This window comes from Streptomyces sp. NPDC005863 (assembly GCF_042871345.1).
Lineage (GTDB): Bacteria > Actinomycetota > Actinomycetes > Streptomycetales > Streptomycetaceae > Streptomyces.
The window spans coordinates 450,736-475,337 of record NZ_JBIAII010000001.1; the positions used below are offsets into that span (position 1 = coordinate 450,736).

The 24,602-nt window shown below is 71.0% G+C and carries 25 protein-coding genes; 14 read left to right on the forward strand and 11 right to left on the reverse strand.

Going from position 1 to position 24,602, the window contains the following annotated elements:
• The first annotated feature begins 166 nt into the window (after window positions 1-166).
• From ACFYO9_RS01910 to ACFYO9_RS01935, 6 genes are all read left to right on the forward strand, one after another.
• Window positions 167-1,102 (forward strand): cellulose-binding protein, encoded by a 936-nt coding sequence (locus ACFYO9_RS01910; protein ID WP_355802744.1) that lies wholly within the window; start codon window positions 167-169, stop codon window positions 1,100-1,102.
• A 73-nt stretch (window positions 1,103-1,175) separates the two neighbouring features.
• Entirely contained in the window at window positions 1,176-2,150 is a 975-nt protein-coding gene (locus ACFYO9_RS01915) for an ABC transporter ATP-binding protein (protein ID WP_355802745.1), read from the forward strand.
• Between the two features lie 3 nt (window positions 2,151-2,153).
• Entirely contained in the window at window positions 2,154-2,924 is a 771-nt protein-coding gene (locus ACFYO9_RS01920; RefSeq protein ID WP_355802747.1) for an ABC transporter permease, read from the forward strand.
• Between the two features lie 73 nt (window positions 2,925-2,997).
• On the forward strand, window positions 2,998-3,825 hold the full coding sequence (locus ACFYO9_RS01925; protein WP_358776815.1) for a hypothetical protein: 828 nt from the start codon (window positions 2,998-3,000) through the stop codon (window positions 3,823-3,825).
• Window positions 3,826-3,957: 132 nt separating this feature from the next.
• Entirely contained in the window at window positions 3,958-5,166 is a 1,209-nt protein-coding gene (locus ACFYO9_RS01930; RefSeq protein ID WP_358776816.1) for an ABC transporter ATP-binding protein, read from the forward strand.
• Between the two features lie 122 nt (window positions 5,167-5,288).
• A complete protein-coding gene (locus ACFYO9_RS01935; RefSeq protein ID WP_388665988.1) occupies window positions 5,289-6,143 on the forward strand; it encodes an ABC transporter permease in 855 nt (284 codons plus the stop codon).
• Window positions 6,144-6,165: 22 nt separating this feature from the next.
• Here ACFYO9_RS01935 and ACFYO9_RS01940 read toward each other — a convergent pair whose 3' ends face one another.
• A complete protein-coding gene (locus ACFYO9_RS01940) occupies window positions 6,166-6,498 on the reverse strand; it encodes an ATP/GTP-binding protein (RefSeq protein ID WP_355802753.1) in 333 nt (110 codons plus the stop codon).
• Between the two features lie 208 nt (window positions 6,499-6,706).
• Between ACFYO9_RS01940 and ACFYO9_RS01945 the strand changes: the two genes are divergently transcribed.
• Window positions 6,707-7,741: an LLM class flavin-dependent oxidoreductase gene (locus tag ACFYO9_RS01945; RefSeq protein ID WP_358776817.1), complete on the forward strand. Its 1,035-nt coding sequence runs from the start codon at window positions 6,707-6,709 to the stop codon at window positions 7,739-7,741.
• Window positions 7,742-7,814: 73 nt separating this feature from the next.
• Here the strand turns inward: ACFYO9_RS01945 and ACFYO9_RS01950 are convergent, their stop codons facing one another.
• On the reverse strand, window positions 7,815-8,207 hold the full coding sequence (locus tag ACFYO9_RS01950) for an SCO5389 family protein (protein ID WP_355802756.1): 393 nt from the start codon (window positions 8,205-8,207) through the stop codon (window positions 7,815-7,817).
• A gap of 253 nt (window positions 8,208-8,460) precedes the next feature.
• On the opposite strand from ACFYO9_RS01950, the gene nucS reads away from it, so the two are divergent.
• Entirely contained in the window at window positions 8,461-9,132 is a 672-nt protein-coding gene (nucS, locus tag ACFYO9_RS01955) for an endonuclease NucS (protein WP_355802758.1), read from the forward strand.
• Between the two features lie 85 nt (window positions 9,133-9,217).
• Here nucS and ACFYO9_RS01960 read toward each other — a convergent pair whose 3' ends face one another.
• The 4 genes from ACFYO9_RS01960 to ACFYO9_RS01975 form a co-directional block, all read right to left on the reverse strand.
• Window positions 9,218-11,746, reverse strand: coding sequence for an ATP-binding protein (locus ACFYO9_RS01960; protein WP_358776818.1), 2,529 nt, complete (start codon window positions 11,744-11,746; stop codon window positions 9,218-9,220).
• Between the two features lie 248 nt (window positions 11,747-11,994).
• Window positions 11,995-12,318: an STAS domain-containing protein gene (locus tag ACFYO9_RS01965; RefSeq protein ID WP_030792181.1), complete on the reverse strand. Its 324-nt coding sequence runs from the start codon at window positions 12,316-12,318 to the stop codon at window positions 11,995-11,997.
• A 196-nt stretch (window positions 12,319-12,514) separates the two neighbouring features.
• The gene (locus ACFYO9_RS01970) at window positions 12,515-13,363 is read right to left on the reverse strand and encodes a 3-hydroxyacyl-CoA dehydrogenase family protein (RefSeq protein WP_358776819.1); all 849 of its coding nucleotides are present in this window, start codon (window positions 13,361-13,363) and stop codon (window positions 12,515-12,517) included.
• Between the two features lie 158 nt (window positions 13,364-13,521).
• Window positions 13,522-14,163, reverse strand: coding sequence for a TetR/AcrR family transcriptional regulator (locus ACFYO9_RS01975; RefSeq protein ID WP_358776820.1), 642 nt, complete (start codon window positions 14,161-14,163; stop codon window positions 13,522-13,524).
• Window positions 14,164-14,247: 84 nt separating this feature from the next.
• On the opposite strand from ACFYO9_RS01975, the gene ACFYO9_RS01980 reads away from it, so the two are divergent.
• Genes ACFYO9_RS01980 through ACFYO9_RS01990 form a run of 3 tightly spaced genes read left to right on the forward strand, consistent with a single transcriptional unit; the run spans window position 14,248 to window position 16,414 of the window.
• Window positions 14,248-15,030 carry an ATP-binding cassette domain-containing protein gene (locus ACFYO9_RS01980; RefSeq protein ID WP_358776821.1) on the forward strand — a complete coding sequence of 261 codons (783 nt, stop codon included), beginning with the start codon at window positions 14,248-14,250 and terminating at the stop codon, window positions 15,028-15,030.
• Window positions 15,031-15,057: 27 nt separating this feature from the next.
• Window positions 15,058-15,813, forward strand: coding sequence for an ABC transporter permease (locus ACFYO9_RS01985; protein ID WP_358776822.1), 756 nt, complete (start codon window positions 15,058-15,060; stop codon window positions 15,811-15,813).
• A 13-nt stretch (window positions 15,814-15,826) separates the two neighbouring features.
• A complete protein-coding gene (locus tag ACFYO9_RS01990; RefSeq protein ID WP_358776823.1) occupies window positions 15,827-16,414 on the forward strand; it encodes a cob(I)yrinic acid a,c-diamide adenosyltransferase in 588 nt (195 codons plus the stop codon).
• 3 nt (window positions 16,415-16,417) lie between these two features.
• On the opposite strand, the gene ACFYO9_RS01995 is transcribed toward ACFYO9_RS01990, so the two are convergent.
• Complete coding sequence (locus ACFYO9_RS01995; protein WP_355802771.1) at window positions 16,418-16,957, reverse strand: hypothetical protein; 540 nt, start codon at window positions 16,955-16,957, stop codon at window positions 16,418-16,420.
• 153 nt (window positions 16,958-17,110) lie between these two features.
• On the opposite strand from ACFYO9_RS01995, the gene ACFYO9_RS02000 reads away from it, so the two are divergent.
• From ACFYO9_RS02000 to ACFYO9_RS02010, 3 genes are all read left to right on the forward strand, one after another.
• The gene (locus ACFYO9_RS02000) at window positions 17,111-18,301 is read left to right on the forward strand and encodes a histidine kinase (protein WP_358776824.1); all 1,191 of its coding nucleotides are present in this window, start codon (window positions 17,111-17,113) and stop codon (window positions 18,299-18,301) included.
• Window positions 18,298-18,948, forward strand: coding sequence for a response regulator transcription factor (locus tag ACFYO9_RS02005; protein WP_355802774.1), 651 nt, complete (start codon window positions 18,298-18,300; stop codon window positions 18,946-18,948). Before ACFYO9_RS02000 ends, ACFYO9_RS02005 begins: the two co-directional genes overlap by 4 nt.
• 235 nt (window positions 18,949-19,183) lie before the next feature.
• Window positions 19,184-20,998, forward strand: coding sequence for a glycoside hydrolase family 18 chitinase (locus ACFYO9_RS02010; RefSeq protein ID WP_355802776.1), 1,815 nt, complete (start codon window positions 19,184-19,186; stop codon window positions 20,996-20,998).
• 131 nt (window positions 20,999-21,129) lie between these two features.
• Here ACFYO9_RS02010 and ACFYO9_RS02015 read toward each other — a convergent pair whose 3' ends face one another.
• The 4 genes from ACFYO9_RS02015 to ACFYO9_RS02030 form a co-directional block, all read right to left on the reverse strand.
• Window positions 21,130-21,579 carry a DUF2550 domain-containing protein gene (locus ACFYO9_RS02015; protein ID WP_355802778.1) on the reverse strand — a complete coding sequence of 150 codons (450 nt, stop codon included), beginning with the start codon at window positions 21,577-21,579 and terminating at the stop codon, window positions 21,130-21,132.
• A 146-nt stretch (window positions 21,580-21,725) separates the two neighbouring features.
• Entirely contained in the window at window positions 21,726-22,097 is a 372-nt protein-coding gene (locus ACFYO9_RS02020; protein ID WP_355802780.1) for a F0F1 ATP synthase subunit epsilon, read from the reverse strand.
• Window positions 22,098-22,227: 130 nt separating this feature from the next.
• A complete protein-coding gene (gene atpD, locus ACFYO9_RS02025; RefSeq protein ID WP_355802782.1) occupies window positions 22,228-23,670 on the reverse strand; it encodes a F0F1 ATP synthase subunit beta in 1,443 nt (480 codons plus the stop codon).
• Window positions 23,670-24,587, reverse strand: coding sequence for a F0F1 ATP synthase subunit gamma (locus tag ACFYO9_RS02030; RefSeq protein ID WP_355802783.1), 918 nt, complete (start codon window positions 24,585-24,587; stop codon window positions 23,670-23,672). Before ACFYO9_RS02030 ends, atpD begins: the two co-directional genes overlap by 1 nt.
• Window positions 24,588-24,602 lie beyond the last annotated feature (15 nt).

Genomic DNA, 24,602 nt, shown 5'->3' on the forward strand with positions numbered 1-24,602 from the left:
GTGCTCTGTAAGGACCTTTGGCCCTGTCGCTGGCAAGTGCTCTGGCGGTTAGCCACTCAAAAGGGGTGTCATTCTCCAGATCAAACGGGCATCTGCTCGATGACACGCCGCCTTGACCCCTAGGATTCCCTCTATCACCTCACCGGTCTCATTCGACAGGAACCCCATGAGCGACACTTCCCCCTACGGCTTCGAGCTTGTGCGGCGTGGGTACGACCGCGCTCAGGTGGACGAACGTATCTCCAAGCTCGTCTCCGACCGTGACAGCGCTCTTGCCCGTATCACTGCTCTGGAAAAGCGCATCGAGGAACTGCACCTCGAGACGCAGAACGCCCAGGCCCAGGTTGCCGACGCCGAGCCGTCGTACGCCGGTCTCGGTGCCCGCGTCGAGAAGATCCTCCGCCTCGCCGAGGAGGAGGCGAAGGACCTGCGCGAGGAGGCCCGTCGCGCGGCCGAGCAGCACCGTGAGCTCGCCGAGTCCGCGGCCCAGCAGGTGCGCAACGACGCCGAGTCGTTCGCCACCGAGCGCAAGGCCAAGGCCGAGGACGAGGGCGTCCGGATCGTCGAGAAGGCCAAGGGCGAGGCGAACGCCCTGCGTGGCGAGGCCCAGAAGGACGCGCAGTCCAAGCGCGAGGAGGCGGACGCCCTCTTCGAGGAGACCCGCGCCAAGGCCGCCCAGGCCGCCGCGGACTTCGAGACGAACCTCGCCAAGCGCCGCGAGCAGTCCGAGCGCGACCTGGCGTCGCGTCAGGCCAAGGCGGAGAAGCGCCTCGCGGAGATCGAGCACCGCGCGGAGCAGCTGCGTCTGGAGGCGGAGAAGCTGCGGACCGACGCCGAGCGCCGGGCCCGTCAGACCGTCGAGACCGCCCAGCGCCAGGCCGAGGACATCGTGGCCGACGCGAACGCCAAGGCGGACCGGATCCGCTCGGAGTCCGAGCGCGAGCTCGCGGCCCTGACGAACCGGCGCGACTCGATCAACGCGCAGCTCACCAACGTGCGCGAGATGCTGGCGACGCTCACCGGCGCGGCCGTGGCCGCCGCCGGTACGCCCGCCGACGACGAGCCGGTCTCGCGTGGCGTTCCCGCGCAGCAGACCCGCTGAAGCGGTCCGTCGGAGCAGCGAAGCCCCCCGCCACCGAGTGGCAGGGGGCTTTGTCCCGTTCTAGCGTGGGCGCATGATCGAGCTCCAGGGGCTGACCAAGCGGTACGGCGAGAAGGTGGCCGTCAACGAGCTGACCTTCACCGTGCGCCCCGGCATGGTCACCGGCTTCCTCGGCCCCAACGGCGCGGGGAAGTCCACGACCATGCGCATGATGCTCGGCCTCGACAACCCCTCGGCCGGCTCGGTGCGCATCGACGACCGGCAGTACGCGCAGCTGAAGGATCCGCTGAAGTACATCGGCGCGCTGCTCGACGCGAAGGCGATGCACGGCGGCCGCAGCGCCTACAACCATCTCCTCTGTCTGGCGCAGAGCAACGGCATTCCGCGGGCCCGGGTCTCCGAGGTCCTCGACACGGTCGGTCTGACCGCCGTCGCCAAGAAGAAGGCCAAGGGCTTCTCGCTCGGCATGGGCCAGCGGCTCGGCATCGCGGGCGCGCTGCTCGGCGACCCCGAGATCCTGATGTTCGACGAGCCGGTCAACGGCCTCGACCCCGAGGGCATCCACTGGATCCGGAACCTGATGAAGTCCCTTGCCGCCCAGGGCCGTACGGTCTTCGTCTCCTCGCACCTGATGAGTGAGATGGCGCTCACCGCCGACCACCTCGTCGTCATCGGGCAGGGCCGGCTCCTGGCCGACATGTCGATGTCGGAGTTCATCCGCCAGAACTCACGGTCGTACGTCAGACTCCGCTCCCCGCAGCGCGAACGTCTCCTCGACGTCCTGCACGAGGCGGGCATCACCGCCGTCGAGGCGGGCAACGGCGCCCTCGAAGTGGACGGGACGCCCTCGGAGCGGCTCGGCGAGCTCGCCGCGAGCCACCAGCTCGTCCTGCACGAACTGAGCCCCCAGCAGGCCTCGCTGGAGGAGGCCTTCATGCAGCTCACCGCCGAGTCGGTCGAGTACCACGCGCACACGGACGACAGATCGGCCGATCCGCCGCCGCCCGCCGGCTGGGGCGACGGCTGGCAGCAGCAGAAGGGGGTCTGAGCGATGGCCGCCGCACAAGTGCTGAAGTCGGAGTGGACCAAGATCCGCTCGGTCTCGTCGACCGTCTGGACGCTCGGTCTCGCCGTCGTCGTCACGATCGCGCTGGGCATGCTGATCAGCATCCTGTCCAAGAACGACTACGACAGCCTGGACACCGAGGACAAGCTGACGTTCGACCCGACCTTCATCAGCTTCGCCGGGATGTCGCTCGGCCAGCTCGCGATGATCGTCTTCGGGGTGCTCGTCGTGTCGAACGAGTACAGCACCGGCATGATCCGCACCTCGCTCGCCGCGGTACCGCAGCGCGCCACCTTCCTGTTCGGCAAGATCGCCGTCGCCACGCTGCTCGCGTTCGTGGTGGGCCTGGCGACCAGCTTCATCACCTTCTTCGTCGGCCAGGCGATGCTCGGGCAGTACAAGGCCCAGATCGGCGACCCCGGCGTGCTGCGCGCCGTGATCGGCGGCGCCCTCTACATGACGCTGATCGCGATGTTCTCGATGGGCGTCGCGGCGATGCTGCGCAGCCCGATGCTCTCGCTGGGCATCCTGATGCCGTTCTTCTTCCTGATCTCCAACATCCTCGGCAACGTCTCGGCGACCAAGAAGATCGGCCGCTTCCTGCCCGACCAGGCCGGCAGCAAGATCATGCAGGTCAAGACGCCGTTCGACGACGACACCCCGTACGGGCCGTGGGGCGGCCTCGGGATCATGCTGGTGTGGGTGGTGGCCGCGCTGATCGGTGGGTACGTACTGCTGAAGAAGCGGGACGCGTGATCGCGGCGTTCCGACGGGCGTACGGCCGATGCGTCGGGCGGGAGCGTACGGCAGAGGGGCCACAGGGGGGCGTGTGACGGCGCAGGGCCGCGGACTCGCGGCGCTCGGTCTCGACGGGGTGCCCGCCCTGCAGCCCCTCACCTACCCCGGACTGCCGGTCACGGTCCCCTCCCTGCTCACCGGCGCCGAACTGCTGCCGCTCCTGGCCCGGCGGGGCGGGCTCGGCGCGTGGACCGTCGACGGGGGCCACCGGCCCCACCTCGCGCTGGACGACGTCCTCGACGGCCTCGGGCAGCCGCCCGTCGCCGGCCGGCTGCCCGTGATCGCCGTCGGCTCGAACGCCTCCCCCGGGCAGCTCGCCCACAAGCTCGCCCGGCTCGGCGTGCCCGGCGCCGTGCCGATGGTGCCGGTGCGGCTGCGCGGCATCGGGGTCGGCCACTCCGCCCACATCGGCCGCGCCGGGTACGTCGCGGCCGCCCCCTACACCGCCCCCGAGGCGCACGGCACGCTCGTCGTCTCCTGGCTCGACCCGGCCCAGCTGGCCGCGGTCGACGCCACGGAGCTGCCCAATTACCGGCGGGTGGCGCTGCCCGGAGGGGCGTACGGGATGGTCCTGCCGACCGGCGAGCGGCTCGACGCGGCCCAGGTCTACGTGAGCGTGCGCGGGCTCCTCGCCGACCCGGCCACCGGACTGCCCCGGCCGGGCGGCGGCGACCAGGCGGCGCTCCTCGACCGGCTCCTCGACGCCTCGCCGCGGCTGCGCGAGCTGCTCGGGCCGGACGCCGCGACATGGGTGCGCCGTGCCGCGGGCGACCCGGAGCTGCGTGCACGGGGCACGCTTCTCTTCGCCGAGGAGGGCTGGGTGCTGCCCTGGACGGAACTTAACGCTCCGCCCGGCTGACCCCGGCCCTGGCCCCTCCCCCGCTCTTGAGTTCTGCTCGCTCTTGGCTGGAACCGTCAGCTCCCCGTTATCCTCCTAACCCTTACGGGGGCGTGTGCCCCGACGTCCTGAACCATTCGATGGGTGCGGAGAATGATCGAGGCAGTCGGCCTGACGAAGCGCTACGGCGCCAAGACAGCCGTGTACAACCTTTCCTTCCAGGTGCGGCCCGGTACCGTCACCGGCTTCCTCGGGCCCAACGGCTCCGGCAAGTCGACGACGATGCGCATGATCCTCGGGCTCGACGCTCCCACCACCGGGCAGGTGACGATCGGCGGCTACCCGTACCGCAAGCTCCCGAACGCGCCCCGCCAGGTCGGCGCGCTGCTCGACGCCAAGGCGGTGCACGGCGGCCGGCACGCCCGCAACCACCTGCTCTGCCTCGCACAGCTGTCCGGCATCCCGGCCCGCCGGGTCGACGAGGTGCTCGGCGTCGTGGGTCTGCAGGACGTGGCGAAGAAGCGCTCCAAGGGCTTCTCGCTCGGCATGGGCCAGCGGCTCGGCATCGCGGCGGCGCTCCTCGGCGACCCGCAGGTGCTGCTCTTCGACGAGCCGGTCAACGGCCTCGACCCCGAGGGCATCCTCTGGGTCCGCAACCTGATGAAGTCCCTCGCCGCCGAGGGCCGTACGGTCTTCGTCTCGTCCCACCTGATGAGCGAGATGGCGCTGACCGCCGAGCACCTCATCGTCATCGGCCGCGGCCAGCTCCTCGCCGACATGAGCGTCAAGGACTTCATCTCGCACAACTCCGCGGACTTCGCGCGGGTGCGGACCCCGGACACCGAGCCCCAGCAGCGCGAGAAGCTGACCGCCGCGCTGACCGAGGCGGGCGGCCAGGTGCTGCCGGAGGCGGACGGGGCCCTGCGCGTGACCGGCCTGCCGCTCCCCCGCATCAGCGACCTCGCGCACGACGCGAACGCCCGCCTGTGGGAGCTCTCCCCGCACCAGGCCTCCCTCGAAGAGGCGTACATGCGGATGACGCAGGGCGCCGTCGACTACCGCTCCACCGCCGACCAGCGCGCCGGCTTCGAGCAGCAGGCGCCGCCCGGCGCGCTGCCGCCGGGCGGACCGCAGCCGCCAGTGCCCGGCCAGGGCCAGCCCGGCTGGTACGCCCCGCCGCCGCCCCAGCAGGGCGGTCAGCCCTTCGCGCCGCCGCAGGGACCGGGCGCCCCCGGGACGCCGAACCCGTACGCGACGGCGCCCCAGCAGCCCCCGGCCGCAGCCCCGGCCGCCCCCGCGGCCCCCGCCCCCGCAGCCCCGGCCCCCGACATGACCAAGCGCGACAGCGAGGACCAGCGATGACCACGCCTCCGACTCCGCAGCCGCAGCCGCAGCCGCAGGCACAGCCCCAGCAGGCGTACGCACAGGCGGGCGCCCCGATGCCGGGCGCACCCGCACAGGGCGCCCCGATGCAGGCAGGCCCGATGCCGGGCGTCCCCGCGGCCCCCGCGCCCGCCGCCCCCGCGCCGCCCTCCGCCTGGCAGCAGGCGATGGCCAACGCCTACACCTCGCCGATCCCGGTCAAGAAGACCCACCTCGGCAACGCCCTCGCCTCCGAGTGGACGAAGATCAAGTCGGTCCGCTCCACGATGTGGACCCTCGGCGTCTTCCTGCTCCTGGTCATCGGCATCGGTCTGCTCGCCGTCGCGAACACGGACCCGGCCGACTACGCGGACATGCCGTTCACCGTCCCGGCCTTCTTCGGCCTGATGCTCGGCCAGATCTGCCTGATCACGCTCGGCGTGCTTGTCACCTCGTCCGAGTACGGCACGGGCATGATCCGTACGACGTTCACCGCGTCCCCGCAGCGCCACCGCGTCCTCACGGCGAAGATCCTGATCTTCTTCGTGGTCGCGTTCGTCGTCTCCGCCGGCTCCATCCTGCTGGTGGGCCTCACGGCGTCGGCCGTCAACAGCGGCCCGGAGGCGGGCGACCTGCCGTGGGCCGGCACGGTCTTCAAGGGCGGCCTGTACGTCTCGCTCCTCGGCGTGCTCGCGCTCGCCGTCGGCTCCATGCTGCGGCACTCCGCGGGCGCCATCACGGCGATGCTCGGCGTGGTGCTGCTGCCCGCGATCCTGGGCGGCTTCCTGATGATCTGGGAGAGCACGCAGCCGCTCGGCGAGAAGATGAACGACTACAACGCCATCACCGCCCTCGCCAAGGTCTTCGGCGCGGACGAGACCGGCGGCAGCGGCGGCTCGCAGCTGATGCTGCTCGTGGTCGTCACGGCCCTCGCCGTCGCGGGCGCCTTCGCCCTCCTGGAGAAGCGCGACGTGTAAGACGCGCCATCCGAGGGGGAGTTCAGTACCTCGGCGCGTTACGGGACCGCTGCACCCGCGTGGTGCGGCGGTCCTTCGCGTTCCAGCACGCCTTGTGCCAGTGCCTGCGCTCGTCCACGCCCGAGTGCTCCGGCCACGCCACCACGTGCGCGAGCCCCGAGGGGATCTCCTGGTCGCATCCCGGGCAGCGGTACCGCTTGCCCGCCGCGCTCGCGCCCGCCACATGGCGCACGCTCCACTCCTCGCCCTGCCAGCTCTCGGCGCTCTGGAAGCCGCCGTAGCGGCCGGACGGTTCCGCGTCCGCGGACGTCCTCGGCTCTCCGGCGCCCTTGGGGCGGTTGCGACGCGGGGACACGAAACACCTCACGGGCTGTACGGCGGTCAGGAGGGTGACCAGCCTACGCGCCGCGCCGAGGGGCGGCCGTCCCGCGCGGGACGGCCCGATCCCGGCCACTGCACGGAAAATCCAACAATCTTTCTGCCAGGCCGTGCCTTTGGCACGTGTCACGCGTTGTTGCCCGTAGGGGGAGTGCCTGCGTCGGCGCCAAGGAGGCAGGAGTTCGATGCGTGTAGGTAGTTTTGTTCTCGCCGCTCAGTTTCCCGGACAGGGGCAGGGGGAGGCGCTGCACCGTGCGGTGCGGTCCGCCGAGGTGGCCGAGGAGGCGGGGCTCGACTCCGTCTGGCTCGCCGAACACCACTTCGTGCCGTACGGCACCTGTCCGTCGGCGGTGACCCTCGCGGCGCTGCTGCTCGGCCGGACCCGGCGGATCCACGTCGGCACAGCCGTGAGCGTACTCCCGACCGCCCACCCGGTGGCGCTCGGCGAGCAGGCCGCGCTGTTGCACGTGACGTCCGGCGGACGGTTCTCGCTCGGGGTCGGACGCGGCGGCCCGTGGGTGGACCTGGAGGTCTTCGGAGCCGGCCTGGAGGCGTACGAGAAGGGGTTTCCCGACTCCCTCGACCTGCTCCTGCGGTGGCTGCGCGAGCCCCGTGTCGACGGCCGGGGCGAGCGGTATCCCTTCCGCGAGGTCGCCGTCGTCCCGCGTCCGCAGGAGGCCCTCGACGGTTCGGGCGGCAAGGGCCCCGAGGTCGTCGTCGCCTGCACCTCGCCGTCCAGCGTCCGGCTCGCCGCCGAGCGCTGTCTGCCCATGCTGCTCGGCATGCACGTGGGCGACGACGAGAAGGCCGAAATGGTGGCCTTGTGGATTCGCCATGCGCGTGCCTCCGGCCACCCGCCCGAGGACATCACCGCCGCCTCACACGTCTCGGCCGGTGTCGCCCAGGTCGCCGACCGTCGTCCGGAGGCGGCGGAGGTCTTACAGAAGGCCATGCCCGGCTGGCTGAGGCAGGGGCTGGAGGCCCATGTGACCGTCGACGGCCGCCACCGCGCCATGCGGGACCCGCTCGCGTACACCGAACTGCTCTGCGGGCTGCACCCGGTGGGCACCCCGCAGGTGTGCGCGGACCGGCTCGCCGCCACCGCGGAGCGCACCGGCATCACACGCTTCGCCCTGCTCGTGGAGGGCTCGGGCGACCTCGCGGCCACCGAGGAGAACGTACGCAGGCTGGGCGCCGAAGTGCTCCCCCAGCTCGGCTGAGACCCGCCGTCGGCGGTGGAGCTGCCGCTCCGGACTGACACACCTCCCGCGTACGGAGCGGCAGCAACAGACGTCAGCAGTCCCGCAGTTCCGGTGACTGGTTGAGCAACTGGCCCCGGATCGAGGTGAAACGGGCGAGCCGGTCGTCCACCGACGGATCCAGCGGGAAAACCGCCACACGGTGGCAGTTCTGGAAGGCGAGGCGTACGCCGAAGTGCCGCTGCAGGGCACCGCGGATGGCGTCGCTCGCGAGAGCGCGCAGCAGCTGGCCGCGCGCCTGCTCGTCCGGCGGCGGGGTCTGGTTGTCGGCGAACTCGCCGCCGTCAACCTTCAGCTGGGCCACCAGGGAGCTGATCATCTCCCACGCGTAAGGCAGGGAGGTCCGGACGCAGTCGACGAATTCCGCTTCGTCCACCTCGCCTCGCTCGGCCTGTTCCAACAGTGCCGGTGAGACGTCGAGCGACATGGGTTCTCCTCTCGCACCCCCGTGGAGCGGGGGCCTACGGACAGGGATGGAGTCCGCCTACGCAGCGTGCACGGATGACGACCTCTTGCTTCTACGGTAGGCACCGGGCCGTGACCGCACCAGGAGATTGGGCGCATAACCGGCCAGGATCGAACAGGTCCATCGGCGGACAAGTCGCGCGGCCGCGGCCTCGCCGCGGCCCGGCGGCGGGCGAATCGCGTACACCGCCCCGAGTCGAGTAGCGTTGCGCCCCATGCGTCTCGTCATTGCCCGATGCTCCGTGGACTACGCGGGCCGGCTCACCGCCCATCTCCCGTCGGCCCCTCGCCTGATCCTGGTGAAGGCGGACGGCAGCGTCTCCATCCACGCGGACGACAGGGCCTACAAACCGCTCAACTGGATGTCGCCGCCGTGCACCTTGAAGGAGGGCACCGGGGACGACGCGGGCGTGTGGACCGTCGTGAACAAGGGTGGCGAGAAGCTCATCATCACGATGGAGGAGATCCTGCACGACTCCTCGCACGAGTTGGGCGTGGACCCGGGTCTCATCAAGGACGGCGTGGAAGCACACCTTCAGGAGCTCCTCGCCGACCGGATCGAGACACTGGGTGAGGGATATTCGCTCATCCGCCGCGAGTACATGACGGCGATCGGCCCGGTGGACATCCTCTGCCGCGACGCCGAAGGGCAGACCGTCGCCGTGGAGATCAAGCGGCGCGGTGAGATCGACGGCGTCGAGCAACTCACCCGCTATCTGGAGCTGTTGAACCGCGACCCGCACCTGGCGCCCGTCCGGGGCATCTTCGCCGCCCAGGAGATCAAGCCGCAGGCACGCGTGCTCGCCACGGACCGCGGGATCGGCTGCGCGGTCCTCGACTACAACGCGCTGCGCGGCATCGAGGACGACAAGCTGCGGCTGTTCTGACCTGTCGCGGCAGTACCTGTCGCGGGGAGTCCGCAGGAGGGCCGGGTCCTGGTGGACCCGGCCCTTCGTCGTGCGTACGGGACGCTCAGCCCGCCGTCGCCGACGCGCCGTCCGCGCCGTCCGTGTCGCTCGGGGACGCGCCGGAGCGGCTCGCCGAGTCGGAGATCTCGGGCGAGGAGGGGGCGTCGCTGGAGTCGGAAGGGGTCGGCTCCTGCGTGGGCGGGTCCGTCGGCTCGTGCGTCGGCGGGTCGGTCGGCTCGTGCGTGGGCTTGGTGGGCTCGTCGGTGGGCTTGGTCGGCTTGTCCGTCGGCTTCGTGGGCTTGTCGGTCGGCTCGGTCGGCTTGCCGCTCGGGGTGCCGGAGGGCTTGCCGCTGCCGCTCGGACTGCCGGAGGGGTCGGCGGCGCTGCCGCTCGGCGTCGGGTCGTCGGCGGTGCCGGTGACGCCGTCCTCGCCGGGGTCGACGGGGCGGCTCGTGGAGTCCTGCCCGGGCGGGTCGGCGTTGGTGCCGTCGCCCTCGCCCTCCGGGGTCGCCGACTGCTCCGTCTTGACCTTGTCGCCCTGCGGGGCGTCGTTGTCGGAGGTGGCGCCGAGAGTGACGACGGTGCCGAGGACGGCGGCGAGCAGGGCGCCCGCGCCCGCGGCGACGAGGTTGCGCCGGGTGCCGTGGATGATGGAGCGGCGGCTGGGCGCGGGCCCCGGGGCGACGACGGTGGGCGTCACCTTGTGGGTGACCACGGTCTCCGGTTCCGCGGGCGGTACGGGCAGCGCGAAGGCGGCGGGGATGCCGCCGGGGGGCGACGCCGACTCCTCGTGCCGGGCTTCGGGCAGCTCCTCGCCGGCCGTGGCGTCGCCGATCGCGACGGACCGCATGCCGCCCGAGCGGTCGGCGACCAGCGCGAGGGCCCTGCGCCCCGAGATCATGCCGCGCTTGTCGGCGAGCACGCCGCGCAGCCCGATGGACGCCTCCAGCTCGGCGCGGGCCCGGTCGAGCTGCCCGCCGCAGAGCGCGAGGATCCCCAACTCGTGGTGGAAGTACGCCTCTTCGGCGACCTCACCGGCATTGCGCGCCGCCTCCTGGCCGGACCTGAGGGCCCGCTCCCAGGCGGCCCAGTCGAGCCCCCCGGCGAAGGCGGGCGCCGCGGTCCTGGCGAGCAGCACGGCGGCGCCGCTCTCCGTGGCGACCAGGGCGGCGAGCGCGGCCTGCACGGCGTCCGCCTCGGCGGCGACCCGCTCCGGGGAGACCGAGGGGTGCCCGGCCCACCAGGCGTAGTGCTGGGCGGCGGCCAGGGCGTGGGCGGCCGCGTCGTCGGCGTACCCGACGGATTCCAGTTGGGTCCGCACCCCGGCGGCGAGGCGGTAGTGCGCGCCGACCGGGGTGACCAGGGCGCAGCTCACCAGCTCGGCGAGGGCGGCGTCGGCGTGGGTGTCGCCGACGAGGGCGGGCAGGTGGGCCTGGTGCGGCAGCTCGCCGCCGAGGGCGACGGCGAAGGTCAGCGTGGCGCGGGCGGCCGGGCTCAGGCGTGAGGCGAGCAGAGCGGCGGGCGCGGCGCCGTCGGCGAGCGAGGGCAGCGGTACGTCCGGTGCGTCGTCGTCGAAGGGCGCGTCGGCCGGGGCGCCGTCGAAGGGGCCGTGCTCCTCGAAGGCGTGCGGGTCGGCGCGGAGCTGGTCGCGCTGGCGGAGCAGGGCGCCGGCCTGGGCGAAGCGCAGCGGCAGTCCCTCGGACTCGAACCACAGGTCGCCGGCCCAGTTGGCCTCCTCGTCGTCGAGGATCCGGCCGACGGCGCGCTCCAGGAGTTCGAGGCCGCCGCCCCGGCCGAGGCCGCCGAGGAAGACCTCTTCGAGGTGGGAGTCGGCGGAGGGCGCGGCGACGTCGGGGGTGGCGGCGACGAGGAAGGCGCACTCGGGGGTGGCGTCGAGCAGCTCGTCGAGTCCGGCGCCGCCGAACTCCAGGTCGTCGAGGACGACGACGGCGCCGATGTCGCGGACGAGTTCGAGCAGCAGGCCGCGCTCGGGGCGGTGCAGCGGAGCCTCGTAGACGACCGCGAAGAGGTCGTGGAGGAGTTCGGTGGGGGTCCTGCGGTAGCCGGAGAGGCGGACGACGCCGTCGGGCGCGAGGTCGGCGCAGTCGTCCGCGACGGCGTTCAGGAGCGCCGTGCGCCCCGATCCGGCGGGTCCGGTCAGCCGTACGGAGCGGCCGCGGGCCAGGAGCCGTACGAGGCGCTCGCGCTCCTCCTGGCGCTCAAGGAGCGGCAGCCGGGGCAGCGCGGGTCCCGGCGGCACGGGCGGCAGGGCGGCGCGGCGCAGTTCGGCGCGGTCGTCGGCGGTGCGTTTGGCGGGCCGTTCGGGGCGCTCTCCCCCACTCTCGGCTTCGCTCGAGCGGGAGGTGCCCCCAGGCGGGCAGGGTTCGATCTCGCTGCCGTCGACGGGGTTGACGGTGAGCAGGAAGTCGCCGGAGACGAGCCGGACGGTGCGGGCCTGGGCGGGCGCCGGCTGGCCGAAGTCGGGCGTCGCGGGCTCGCGCGGCGGGCGTCCGGGGCCCGGCGTGCCGTCGCCGCGGTCGTCGTCCATGCCGTCGTGGCCGTACTCTTCGGGTCCCCGGTTCATCGGGTTCATGGTCCTAGCCCCCCAGATGCGTGGTGTGCAGAGCCCCCTCCGGCCTTCGTGCACACTGCGCTGTCGCTTCTGGTCCGGTGCCCCCGTGCGGGTTCGTATATCGGTGGCGACCGAACCCTAGACGTTGGCCCAGTATCTCCGGGAGGGCGGGGTGCCGTCCCGTCCGAGACGTCACAGGTTCGTGAGGATTGTGCGCCCTCGGTGTGCTGTCGGGCGGTTCCGGGTGCGATGGGTGCCCGGGCGGTGCGTCAGGCTCTGGGGAGCGATTCGACTCCGATGCCGCCCTCGATGGCGAGGATGCGGTGCAGTCGGGTGGCCACGAGGAGGCGCTGCATCTGGGGCGGCACGTGGCGCAGGACGAGTCTGCGTCCGCACCGCCCGGCGCGGCGGTGCGCGCCCATGATGACGCCGAGTCCCGTGGCGTCCCACGAGTCGAGTTCGGACAGGTCGAGCACCAGGTCGCCGGCGCCGTCGTCGACGGCCGAGTGCAGGACCGTGCGGGCGTCCGCCGCGCTGCGTACGTCGAGGCGGCCCCCGACGACCAGCTGGGCCTGGTCGCCCCTGATGTGCATATGCGCTCCCCGAGAGTGCTGTGTCTGCGGTGACGCCCGATACGTAGGGCGTCTGCGTATGTCACTGCAACTGACTGCCGCGTGGGCGAGGAAGTTGCCGTCTGTAAGCGAACCGATACCGAATTCACTCCGAGGGGTGACCCGTGGGGCGGCGATGCGCCCGACGGGTCGTCAGACGGCGTACGTCAGTGCTGGTTCAGTGCTTGTAGAACCCCTGCCCGCTCTTGCGCCCGATGTCACCGGCGTCAACCATCCGGCGCATCAGCTCCGGCGGCGCGAACTTCTCGTCCTGGGACTCCGTGTAGATGTTGCTCGTGGCGTGCAGCAGGATGTCGACGCCGGTCAGGTCGGCCGTCGCGAGCGGCCCCATGGCGTGCCCGAAGCCGAGCTTGCAGGCGATGTCGATGTCCTCGGCGGTGGCGACGCCCGACTCGTAGAGCTTCGCCGCCTCGACGACGAGCGCGGAGATCAGACGGGTCGTCACGAAGCCGGCCACGTCGCGGTTGACGACGATGCAGGTCTTGCCGACGGACTCGGCGAACTCCCGGGTGCGGGCGAGGGTTTCGTCGCTGGTCTTGTAGCCGCGCACCAGCTCGCAGAGCTGCATCATCGGCACCGGCGAGAAGAAGTGGGCGCCGACGACGCGCTCCGGACGCTCCGTCACGGCCGCGATCTTGGTGATCGGGATGGCGGAGGTGTTGGAGGCGAGCACGGCGTCGTCGCGCACGAGCTTGTCGAGCGTGCGGAAGATCTCGTGCTTGACCTCGAGCTTCTCGAAGACGGCCTCGACGACGATGTCCGCGTCGGCGACCGCGTCCAGGTCGGTGGTCGTGGTGATGCGGGCGAGCGCCGCCTCGGCGTCGTCGGCCGCGAGCTTGCCCTTGCCCACGAACTTGTCGTACGACGCCTTGATGCCGTCGGTGCCCCGGGTCAGGGCCTCGTCGGTGACGTCGCGCAGGATGACGTCCCAGCCCGCCTGGGCGGAGACCTGAGCGATGCCGGACCCCATGAGTCCGGCTCCGATGACGGCGAGCTTCCCTGCCACTGTTCCGACTCCCCTACCGCTGATCACGCTTGGCTCACACGCTCTTTACGTATGCCTCTTCGGCGCACGTTAGCGGTCGTGAGGTCGCCTGTGGCAGTGAAGTAACGCGCGTCACGTCTCACATGACGGACATCACACCGGTACGCACCCGGTACGTGTCATTCGGCGGCGCGCGGCGCGTAGTTGAGGACCTTCTCGCTCAGCAGGTCCTCCATCTCGTCCAGCAGGCCGAGGGCGTCACGGGAGACTTCGGCCGGCGGCCGGCCCTTGGTCATCTCGTCGCCGATCCACGCCATCAGCGTGCTGTGCACCCAGGAGAGCTGACCCGCGACGAGCCCGGGCAGCGGGTCGCCCTCGGCGGCCCCGGTCTCCTCGGCGAGGGTCCTGGTGAGGTTGTCGAGGGCCTCCTGCTGGATGGCCCAGAGCCGGGAGCGCAGGGCGTGCGCCTCGGTGATGACCTTCATGAAGTCGGCCCAGCCGGGGAAGAGCCCGACGGTCGGCGAGACGCCCTCCACGTCGGTGCGCAGCTCGCGCAGGACGGCGTCGGCCGCGGACTCCCCGGCGCGGCGGCCGCGGACGTGGCGGGAGAGCCGGTCGACGACGTCGCCGCCCCGGTCGAGGAAGAGGTCCTCCTTGGCCGGGAAGTAGTTGTAGACCGTGTTCACGGAGACGTCGGCGGCTTCCGCGACGTCCGCGACGGTCACCGTGACGAAGCCGTGCTCCAGGAAGAGCCCGGTCGCGATGTCCGAGATCCGCTGCTTCGTCTGCCGCTTCTTGCGCTCCCTGAGACCTTCAGCCATGGCCCCACCCTACGGCCCCTTTCTTGGGGAACTGAAAACTTGGGGCGATTGCAGAATTTAAGAGACTCTGTTTTTGTGGTCGCCATGGCAATCATCAGCACGGCCGGACTCACCCGGACCTTCCGGACCAAGCGCGGCCCCGTCGACGCCGTGCGCGGCATCGACCTCACCGTCGCCGCCGGCGAGATCCTCGGCTTCCTCGGACCCAACGGCGCGGGCAAGACGACGACGCTGCGCATGCTGACCACGCTCCTGGCCCCCACCGGCGGCGCGGCCACCGTCGCCGGCCACGACCTGGCCCGCGACCCGGCCGCCGTGCGGCGCGCGATCGGGTACGTGGCCCAGTCGGGCGGCGTCGACCTCAGCATCTCCGTACGCGAGGAACTGGTCACCCAGGGCCGCCTCTACCGCCTGACGAAGGATCACGCCACGGCGCGCGCGAGCGAGTTGGCGGACGACCTCGGCCTCACCGACTTCCTCGACCGCCCCTGCGCGACCCTCTCCGGCGGTCAGCGGCGGCGCCTGGACATCGCCATGGGCCTCATGCACCGGCCCGAGGTCCTCTTCCTCGACGAACCGACGACGGGGCTCGACCCGGGCAGCAGGGCCGACCTGTGGGCGCTGGTGCGGCGGCTGCGCGACGACCACGGCACCACCGTCGTCCTGACCACCCACTACCTCGACGAGGCCGACGCGCTCTGCGACCGCCTGGTGATCATCGACAAGGGCGTCGTGGTCGCCGAGGGCATGCCGAGCGCGCTCAAGCTGCGGTACGGCGGGTCCATCGACGCCTCGCTCCAGGACACGTTCCTTGCGATCACCGGGCGCGACCTCACCCCCAAGGACGCGGCACCGGCCGCCGTCTGAGCCCTCACACCCCACGGGATTCCACCTATGTCTGCGTTTCTCACCGACACCGCGCTGATCTTCGGGCGGTACGCCCGCCAGACCCTGCGCTCCCCGTTCCAGATCCTCTTCGGCGTCCTGATGCCGCTGCTCTACCTGCTCTTCTTCGGCCCGCTCCTGACCGGCCTGCCGCTCGGCTCGCGCGGCGACTCCTGGCAGGTGCTCGTGCCGGGGCTGCTGCTCCAACTCGGCCTGTTCGGCGCCTCGTACAGCGGGTTCGCGCTCATCATCGAGAAGCAGTTCGGGGTGGTGGAGCGGATGCGGGTGACGCCGGTCAGCCGGCTCGCGCTGCTGCTCGGCCGGGTGCTCCGCGACGCCGCGCTCTTCGTCTTCCAGGCGGTGCTGCTCGTCCTCGCGGCCGTGGCGATGGGGCTGCGGGCGCCGCTCGCCGGGATCCTCGTCGGCTTCGCCTTCGTCGGGGTCCTGACGATCGTCCTCGCGTCCCTCTCGTACGCGCTCGCGATGCTCGTCTCCAAGCCGCACGAGTTCGGTCCCGTCGTCAACGCCGTCAGCATGCCCGCGATGCTGCTCTCCGGCCTGATGCTGCCGATGGCGCTCGCGCCCGGCTGGCTGGACGTGCTCTCGCACTTCATGCCGTTCCGCTATCTGGTGGACGCGGTGCGGGCCGCGTACGTGGGTGACTACGCGAGCACGGCGATGCTGTACGGCGTCCTGACGGCGGCGGCCCTCACGCTCGGGTCCGTGACGGTGGGCACACGTGTCTTCCGCAGGGCGGGCGCGTAACTAGGCTGACCCCATGGTCAATCTGACGCGCATCTACACCAGGACCGGCGACCAGGGCACCACCGCCCTCGGCGACATGAGCCGCACCGCCAAGACCGATCTGCGGATCGCGGCGTACGCGGACGCCAACGAGGCCAACGCCGCGATCGGCACGGCGATCGCCCTCGGTCAGCTCGACGCGGAGGTCGTCAAGGTCCTGGTCCGGGTGCAGAACGACCTCTTCGACGTGGGCGCCGACCTCTCCACCCCCGTCGTCGAGGACCCGAAGTACCCGCCGCTGCGCGTCGAGCAGTCCTACATCGACAAACTGGAGGCGGACTGCGACCGCTTCCTGGAGGAGCTGGAGAAGCTCCGCAGCTTCATCCTGCCGGGCGGCACACCCGGCGCGGCCCTGCTGCACCAGGCGTGCACGGTGGTGCGGCGGGCCGAGCGCTCGACCTGGGCCGCCTTCGAGGTGCACGGCTCCGGTGCGGAGAACGGCAGCATGAACCCGCTCACCGCCACCTACCTCAACCGCCTCTCCGACCTGCTCTTCATCCTCGCCCGTACGGCGAACAAGACGGTCGGCGACGTCCTGTGGGTGCCGGGCGGCGAACGGTAGGCCTCACGCCCCGACGGGCGCCTTCTTCGGGAAGAGCGTGTACGTCCCGGCGATGATGACGTTGATCCCGATCACCCACAGCATCCGCTGCTGCCACATCCGCAGCGAGGAGACCTCGCCGTCCCCGCCCACGTACCAGATGGCGCCCTGCAACAGCGCCATCGCGATGAGGGCGGCGAGGACCCAGCGGGCGGCGATCTTCCACTCGTGGACGGCGCGGGCCGCGCCGTACTTCGGGGTCGAAGGGGCGGGGCCGCCCGCGAAGCGGTGGGCGACGCGGACGTCGACCCACTTGACCGTGTAGTGGCCCAGGGCGATCGAGTAGCCGATGTACACGGCGGCCAGGCCGTGCTTCCAGTCCGGCTCGGCGCCGTTCTTCAGGTCGATCGCGGTGACGACGAACAGCAGGACTTCGAGCAGCGGCTCGCACAGCAGCACGGCCACGCTCGCACGCGGCATCTTCGCCCAGTAACGCAGGACGAGCCCGGCGGCCAGCAGCACCCAGAAGCCGGCCTCGCAGATGATGATCAGCGCGACGATCACGACGCTCTCCTCTCGTTCACCCCTCCAGACTTCCGTCGCACCGGGTCACGATCATCGTCGTCAGTGACGAAACGGCACTGCATCCTTCGATGTAGCGGGCGGTTCCTCCCTCAGGACCAGGCAGGCCACCACCCCACCGTGTTGGATGGACGCATGGCCCCGACCCTCCCCCGCCCGCAGCGCGTCGACGTGCAGATCGCCGTGGGCAGCCTGCTGTGCGGGCTCGCGCTGTGGGCGCTCGGCCTCGAGTCGCAGAGCGGCCGGCCGCTGGGCACCCACTGGGCGCTGGTGCCGCTCCTCGTCCTGGCCGGGCTCGAACTGCTGCGCAGCAGCAGACCGCAGTTCGCCCTCGTCGTCGCCACCTTCGCGCTGGTGGCCGACCAGTTCACGGCGGGCAACCTCGCGTCGATCCTGATGTTCACGGACATCATGTACGCGGCCGTCGTCTACGGGACCCCGGCCGCCGCCCGGCGCATCCCGATCACCACCGGCCTCATCACGGTGGCCCTGACCATCGCCTTCCTCGCCTGGTGGCAGGACCCGCAGGCCGTCCTGCTCGGCGTGGCGACCGCGATCGTGGCCTTCACCCCCGCCGCCACCGGCGTCCTGGTGCGCAACCACCGCGAGGCGACGGCCGCGGCCAAGCTGCGGGCCGAACAGACCGCGCTGCTCGCCGAGATGGACCGCGTCCAGGCCGTCTCCGCCGAGCGCGCGCGGATGGCCCGCGAACTGCACGACATGGTCGCGGGCCACCTCTCCGCGATCGCCATCCACTCCACGGCCGCGCTCTCCCTCGACGATCCGGCGACGAGCAGGGACGCGCTCGCCGTCATCCGCGAGAACAGCGTCGAGGGGCTCGCCGAGATGCGCCGCCTCATCGGCATCCTGCGCGACCAGAGCGGCGACCTGGAACCGGCAGCCGCGCCCACCCTGGAGGGCCTGACCGCCCTGCTCGACGGTTTCCGCACCAACGGCCTCGACGTCGCGCTCGACGACGCCCGCACCCCCGCGGGCCCGAAGCTGCCAGCGCCCGTGGAGCTCGCGGCCTACCGGATCGTGCAGGAATCCCTGACGAACGCACTCAAGCACGCCTCGCCCGGCGTCGTCACGGTCGCCATCGAGCAGCTGCCGCGCGCCCTGACGATCCGGGTGAGCAGCCCGTACGGCGATCGCTCGGGGCCCCGCGCGCCGGGCTCGGGAGCCGGGCTCGTCGGCATGCGCGAGCGCACCGAACTCCTCGGCGGCGCCTTCGAGTCGGGCCCCGAGAGCAGCCCCGACGGCAAGGTCTGGAACGTCTGCGCGACCCTGCCCGTCGACCCCGCGGACGAAGGAGCCAAGGAATGATCCGGGTGTTGGTCGCCGAAGACCAGTCGGCCGTGCGCGCGGGGCTGGTGCTGATCCTGCGCAGCGCCCCCGACATCGAGGTCGTCGGCGAGGCCGCTGACGGCGAGGAGGCCGTCGCGCTCGCCCGCGAACTCCGCCCCGACCTGGTCCTGATGGACATCCAGATGCCGCGCATGGACGGGGTGGCGGCGACCCGGCAGGTCGTCGCCGAGCGGCTCGCCGACGTCCTGGTCCTGACCACCTTCGACCTCGACGCGTATGTGTTCGGGGCGCTGCGCGCGGGCGCCGCCGGCTTCCTGCTGAAGAACACCGAGGCGAAGGACCTCCTGGAGGGCGTCCGTACGGTCGCGCGCGGCGAGGGGCTCATCGCGCCGGCCGTCACCCGTCGGCTGATCGCCGAGTTCGGCGCCCCCTCTAGGGCCGTACGGGACCAGAACGCGCCGGACCCGGCCGTCCTCGACAGCCTCACCCGCCGCGAGCGCGAGGTGCTCTCCTGCATCGGCGAGGGCCTGTCGAACGCGGAGATCGCCGCCCGGCTCGCCATGGCGGAGGCGACGGTGAAGACGCACGTCAGCCGGATGCTCGGCAAGCTGGAACTGCGCAGCCGGGTCCAAGCCGCCGTACTGGCGCAGGAGTTGGGCGTCTGACCGGCGCGGCCGAGGTTTCGACCGGCGCGAACCGGCCACTGGTACAGACCTCTTGACCGATGGTCCAGACCTTTCTATTCTCACCGCACTGCGGTGAGCACTCCCCCACGTGTCCACGTGCTCACGGGCGGCGCAGGGTCCCAACCCCTCAGACCCCCCGGAACTCACCCGAGGAGCACTCGTGCGCTTCACTCACAGCACCGCACGCCCGAGAGTCCGATCCAGACACCGGGCCGTGGCGGCGGTCACCACACTGCTGCTCCCGCTCGCCACCCTGGTGGCCCTCGGCGGATCCGCCGAGGCCGCCCCGGACGCCGCGCCCGCGGCCACCGCCACGTACGCCAAGACCCAGGACTGGGGCAACGGCTTCGAGGGCAAGTGGACCATCAAGAACACCGGCACCACCGCGATCAGCTCCTGGAACGTCGCCTGGGACTTCCCCTCCGACACCAAGGTGACCTCCGCCTGGGACGCCACCGTCACCAACTCCGGCACCCGCTGGACCGCCAAGAACCTCGGCTGGAACGGGACGCTCGCCCCCGGCGCCTCGGTCTCCTTCGGGTTCAACGGCAGCGGTCCCGGCGCCCCGTCCAAGTGCGAGCTGAACGGCGCGAGCTGCGACGGCGGCAGCGTCCCCGGTGACAACCCGCCGAGCGCACCCGGCACCCCGACCGCGTCCGGCATCACCGACACCGCGGTCAAGCTCGACTGGAAGGCCGCCACCGACGACAAGGGCGTCAAGAACTACGACGTCCTGCGCGACGGCGCCAAGGTCGCCACGGTCACCGGCACCTCGTACGGCGACACCGGACTGACCGCCGGCACCGACTACTCGTACACCGTCCAGGCCCGTGACACCGCCGACCAGACGGGTCCCGCGAGCGGCGCCGTCAAGGTCCGCACCACGGGCGGCGGCGGCCCCGACCCCGAGCCCGGCGACAAGGTCAAGCTCGGCTACTTCACCGAGTGGGGCGTCTACCAGCGCAACTACCACGCGAAGAACATCGCGACCTCCGGCTCGGCGGACAAGATCACGCACATCAACTACAGCTTCGGCAACGTCCAGGGCGGCAAGTGCACCATGGGCGACTCCTACGCGGCGATCGACAAGGCCTACACCGCCGACCAGAGCGTCGACGGCGTCGCCGACACCTGGGACCAGCCGCTGCGCGGCAACTTCAACCAGCTGCGCAAGCTCAAGGCCAAGTACCCGAACGTCAAGATCCTCTGGTCCTTCGGCGGCTGGACCTGGTCCGGCGGCTTCACCGACGCCATGAAGAACCCGGCGGCCTTCGCCAAGTCCTGCCACGACCTGGTCGAGGACCCGCGCTGGGCCGACGTCTTCGACGGCATCGACCTGGACTGGGAGTACCCGAACGCCTGCGGTCTGTCCTGCGACACCAGCGGCCCGGCCGTCTTCAAGACCATGATGCAGGCCTTCCGCAACGAGTTCGGCGCCAAGAACCTCGTCACCGCCGCCATCTCCGCGGACGGCTCGGACGGCGGCAAGCTCGACCTGGCCGACTACGGCGGCGCCTCGCAGTACGCCGACTGGTACAACGTGATGACGTACGACTTCTTCGGCGCGTGGGACGCGAAGGGCCCGACGGCCCCGCACTCCCCGCTCACGTCCTACCCGGGCATCCCGAAGGAGGGCTTCAACTCCGCCGCCGCCATCGCCAAGCTGAAGGCGAAGGGCGTCCCCTCGGCCAAGCTCCTGCTCGGCATCGGCTTCTACGGCCGCGGGTGGACGGGTGTCACCCAGAAGGAGCCGGGCGGCACGGCCACGGGCGCGGCGCCCGGGACGTACGAGGCGGGCATCGAGGACTACAAGGTCCTCAAGAACTCCTGCCCGTCCAACGGCACGGTGGCCGGGACCGCGTATGCCCACTGCGGCACCAACTGGTGGTCCTACGACACCCCCGCGACGGTGCGGGCGAAGATGACGTGGGCCAAGCAGCAGGGGCTCGGCGGCGCGTTCTTCTGGGAGTTCAGCGGCGACACGGCCAACGGTGAGCTGGTGTCTGCCATCAACGACGGCCTCAAGTAGTCCTCGGGGCCGTTCCACGAACGAAGCCGGGAAGACGGGTTCGCCCCCTGTCTTCCCGGCTTCTCATGTTTCGCGGCTGCGGGTTGTTCGTGGCTGGTCGCGCAGTTCCCCGCGCCCCTGGGAGACTGCGCCTAAGCCACGTTCACGCGCTGGCCCGGCGGTGCCGCCTCCAGCCAGGCCAGGAAACCCGTCAGGGCGTCCTCGCTCATCGCCAGTTCCAGGCGGGAGCCACGGTGCAGACAGCCGAGGACGATCGCGTCGGAGAGCAGGGCCAGTTCCTCCTCGCCGTCCGGCGCGCGCCGGTCCACGACCTCGATGGCCGAGCGCTCCAGGACCCGGCGGGGCCGCGGCGCGTACGAGAAGACGCGGTACCACTCGACCCGGTCGCCGTTGTAGCGGGCGACCCCGTACCCCCAGCCCTTGCCGGAGGTGTCGCCCTTCTCCGGGGCGTTCCAGCGCAGGCTGCAGTCGAAGGTGCCGCCGGAGCGCTGGATCAGCCGGCGCCGCAGTCCGAAGACGAAGAGCCCCACCAACACCAGCACGATCAAAGCAAGTCCGCACACGAGCAGAGTGAGGATCATCGGCACCGACCTCCTCGCCTCTACCGTCGGCCGAAGGGCCGACAACGGACCAACACATTGCACCCGCATTGCCTCAGCCGCGACCCGGTCCGGAATGTTCCCGGACCTGGCCGCGGCTGAGTCACGTTACGCCGCGCGCGCTGAGGTCAGCGCGTCGCCGCACGCAGTCGGACGTCGGCACGCCGCTCGGCGGAGGCGTCGGCCTCCGACTTCGCGCGCTCCAGCGCCCGCTCCGCGCGCTGGACGTCGATCTCGTCGGACAGCTCCGCGATCTCGGCCAGCAGCGACAGCTTGTCGTCCGCGAAGGAGATGAATCCTCCGTGGACGGCGGCGACGACCGTGCCGCCGTCGCTCGTACGAATGGTCACCGGGCCCGATTCCAGCACACCGAGCAGCGGCTGGTGACCGGGCATGACGCCGATGTCGCCGGACGTGGTGCGCGCGACGACCAGGGTGGCCTCACCGGACCAGACACTGCGGTCCGCTGCGACCAGCTCGACATGCAGCTCAGCAGCCAAGGGTGGCTCCTCGGGTCACCACCCGGCGGCTTCGCCGGGTGTTGGGTCAAATTCTAGTGGGCGTACGGAGAGGGGCGGGACACGGCCCCTGCGCGGGGTGTCCCCGCCCCTCTCCGGATCGAGCGAAGGCTCAGGAGACGCCGAGCTCCTTGGCGTTCTTCTTGAGGTCCTCGAGACCACCGCACATGAAGAAGGCCTGCTCGGGGAAGTGGTCGTACTCGCCGTCGCAGATCGCGTTGAAGGCCGTGATCGACTCCTCGAGGGAGACGTCCGAGCCGTCCACGCCGGTGAACTGCTTGGCGGCGTGGGTGTTCTGCGACAGGAAGCGCTCCACGCGACGGGCACGGGCGACGACGAGCTTGTCCTCTTCGCTGAGCTCGTCGATGCCGAGGATCGCGATGATGTCCTGGAGGTCCTTGTACTTCTGGAGGATCCCCTTGACACGCATGGCGGTGTTGTAGTGGTCCTGCGCGATGTAGCGCGGGTCCAGGATGCGGGACGTGGAGTCCAGCGGGTCCACGGCCGGGTAGATGCCCTTCTCCGAGATCGGACGGGAAAGCACCGTCGTCGCGTCGAGGTGGGCGAACGTGGTGGCCGGGGCCGGGTCGGTCAGGTCGTCCGCGGGGACGTAGATCGCCTGCATCGAGGTGATCGAGTGACCGCGGGTCGAGGTGATGCGCTCCTGGAGGAGACCCATCTCGTCGGCCAGGTTCGGCTGGTAGCCCACCGCGGAGGGCATGCGGCCGAGCAGGGTCGAGACCTCGGAACCGGCCTGCGTGAAGCGGAAGATGTTGTCGATGAAGAACAGCACGTCCTGCTTCTGCACATCGCGGAAGTACTCCGCCATGGTCAGACCGGCCAGGGCGACGCGCAGACGCGTGCCCGGCGGCTCGTCCATCTGGCCGAAGACCAGCGCGGTCTTGTCCAGAACGCCGGCTTCCTCCATCTCGACCATGAGGTCGTTGCCCTCACGGGTGCGCTCGCCGACACCGGCGAAGACGGAGACACCGTCGTGCAGCTTGGCCACACGGACGATCATTTCCTGGATCAGCACGGTCTTGCCGACACCGGCACCACCGAACAGACCGATCTTTCCACCCTTGACGTACGGGGTGAGAAGGTCGACGACCTTCAGGCCGGTCTCGAACATCTCGGTCTTGGACTCGAGCTGGTCGAAGGCCGGGGCCTTGCGGTGGATCGTCCAGCGCTCGGCGTCGGCGACCGTGGACGGGTCGTCGTTCAGGACCTCGCCGAGGGTGTTGAACACCCGGCCCTTGGTCACGTCGCCGACCGGCACCGAGATGCCCTTGCCGGTGTCGGTGACGGGCGCCTGGCGGACCAGGCCGTCGGTGGGCTGCATCGAGATCGCGCGGACCACGCCGTCACCCAGGTGCTGGGCGACCTCGAGGGTCAGCGTCTTCTTCTCGCCCGGCGTGGCCGGGTCGTCGACCTGGGCGTGCAGCGCGTTGTAGATCTCCGGCATCGCGTCGACGGGGAACTCCACGTCGACGACCGGGCCGATGACCCGGGCGACGCGGCCCGTGGCAACGGCCGTCTCAACAGTGGTCGTCATTACTTGTCACTCCCCGCGGTCGCGTCGGCCAGGGCTGCTGTGCCGCCGACGATCTCGCTGATTTCCTGGGTGATTTCGGCCTGGCGGGCCGCGTTGGCAAGCCGGGAGAGGCTGTTGATCAGATCCCCGGCGTTGTCGGTCGCCGACTTCATCGCGCGGCGCGTGGCGGCGTGCTTGGAGGCAGCCGACTGGAGCATCGCGTTGTAGATACGGCTCTCGACGTAGCGCGGCAGCAGGGCGTCGAGGACGTCCTCCGCCGACGGCTCGAAGTCGTACAGCGGAAGAAGCTCACCCTTGGTGGGCGACTCCTCCGCGACGTCCTCGAGGCTGAGCGGCAGCAGCCGGCCGTCGATGGCCGTCTGCGTCATCATCGAGATGAACTCGGTGTAGACGATGTGGATCTCGTCCACGCCGCCCTCAGCCGTCTCCTTCTCGATGGCCTCGATCAGCGGCACCGCGACCTTCTTGGCGTCCGCGTACGTGGGCTCGTCGGTGAAGCCCGACCACGACTCCGCGACCTTGCGCTCGCGGAAGTTGTAGTGGGACAGACCGCGGCGGCCGACGATGTACGTGTCGACCTCCTTGCCCTCGGCCTCGAGACGCTCGGTGAGCTGCTCGGCGGCCTTGATGGCGTTGGAGTTGAAGGCGCCGGCCAGTCCGCGGTCGCTCGTGAGGAGCAGAACCGCGGAACGGGTCGCCGTCTCCGCCTCGGTCGTCAGCGGGTGCTTCGTGTTCGAACCAGTGCCGACCGCCGTGACCGCGCGGGTGAGCTCGGTCGCGTACGGCGTGGAGGCCGCCACCTTGCGCTGCGCCTTGACGACGCGCGAGGCGGCGATCATCTCCATCGCCTTCGTGATCTTCTTGGTCGCGGTGACGGATCGGATGCGACGCTTGTAGACCCGGAGCTGGGCTCCCATGAGTCAGGTCCCTTC